Origin of the sequence: Herbaspirillum sp. GCM10030257 (assembly GCF_042666555.1) — a bacterium.
Lineage (GTDB): Bacteria > Pseudomonadota > Gammaproteobacteria > Burkholderiales > Burkholderiaceae_D > Noviherbaspirillum.
In genome coordinates this window covers 1-884 of the sequence record NZ_JBHTDH010000123.1, presented here as the reverse complement: position 1 = coordinate 884, position 884 = coordinate 1, and the positions used below count along the sequence as shown (strand labels likewise).

The following is an 884-nucleotide window of genomic DNA, read 5'->3' as shown; positions in this document are numbered from 1 at the left end:
GCCTGCGGCTGTGCGGCGGCCTGCGCCTCGAACAGCTCGTGCAGGCAGGTGCTTGCAGGATAGGCAGCGGTCGCATTCCAGTCGACCAGCAACTGCGTGCGTTCCTGCTCGTCCAGCAGCGGCAGCCGCGCAACCTGCAGGCTGTCGTTGTCCACCATCGCCGCCAGTGCCCGCTGCAGGTAACCCAGCATGCGTTCGATGCTGGCACGCTCGAACAGCGCCGTCGCATATTCCAGCACGCCGGCAATGGCGTCGCCGTCTTCGCCCAGGTTCAGCGTCAGGTCAAACTTGGCAGTGCTGCCCTGCACCCCGTATGGCTGGCAGGCCATGCCGGGCAGATCGAGCCGGCCGGCGTCGTTGTTCTGCCAGGCGAACATCACCTGGAACAGCGGGCTGTGCGCCAGGCTGCGCTCGGGCTTGACCAGCTCGACCACCTGCTCGAACGGCAAGTCCTGGTGCTGCTGTGCTGCCAGTGCCTGTTGCTTTACCTGCTGCAGCAGTTCGGCCGCAGTCAGGTCCTGCGACAGATCGAGGCGCAGCGCCAGCGTGTTGAGGAACAGGCCCATCAGCGGCTCGACCTCGGCGCGCGTGCGTCCGGCCACCGGCGTGCCGATCACCAGGTCATCCTGTCCGGACAGGCGCGCCAGTACGCTGGCCCAGCCAGCCAGGATGGTCATGAACAGCGTGGTGCCGTGTCGGCGGCTCAGGTCCTTCAGTCCTTGCGTGAGCGCGGCGTCGAACTGCAGCGGCACGGTGGCACCGTCCAGGTTTTGCACGGCACTACGCGCATGGTCGGTCGGCAACTCCAGCAGCGCCGGCGCCCCGGCCAGCGTTTGCTGCCAGTAGGTCGCCTGCGCCTGCAGCACCTCGCCCTCGATCCAGCG

The 884-nt window shown here is 67.6% G+C and carries 1 protein-coding gene; it reads right to left on the bottom strand.

Going from position 1 to position 884, the window contains the following annotated elements; all coding sequences use genetic code 11:
• On the bottom strand, nt 1–884 hold an 884-nt coding region (locus tag ACFQUU_RS29365; protein ID WP_382252178.1), incomplete at both ends, for a condensation domain-containing protein.